The organism is Rhodoferax ferrireducens (genome assembly GCF_003347515.1).
Taxonomy (GTDB): domain Bacteria; phylum Pseudomonadota; class Gammaproteobacteria; order Burkholderiales; family Burkholderiaceae_C; genus Rhodoferax.
In genome coordinates, this window is the sequence record NZ_QEII01000111.1 from 1 (window position 1) to 333 (window position 333).

At 66.7% G+C, this 333-nt stretch carries 1 protein-coding gene; it reads left to right on the top strand.

Annotation, left to right across the window (positions count from 1 at the left end):
- Positions 1 to 333, top strand: a 333-nt coding sequence (locus C5P05_RS00480) for a response regulator (protein ID WP_157979145.1), incomplete at both ends; no start/stop codon positions are given.

Consider the following 333-nt stretch of genomic DNA (forward strand, 5'->3'; position numbering starts at 1 on the left):
CGACGAACCACTGGCCCTGCTGCAGGCGCGGGCCCAGCCCGGTGCCGCACTGCGCACCCTGCTGTATGTGGAAGACAACCGGGCCAACCTGCAGCTGGTCGAGCAACTCATTGCACGGCGCCCCGACATGCGCTTGCTCAGTGCCGGCGATGCCTTGCGCGGCATTGCGCTGGCACGCAGCCAGCAGCCGCAGGTGATCCTGATGGACATCAATCTGCCCGGCATCAGCGGCCTGCAGGCGCTGGCGATCCTGCGCGACGATCCGGCCACAAGACACATCCCTGTGCTGGCCATCAGCGCCAATGCCATGCCGCGCGATATCGAGAAAGGCCT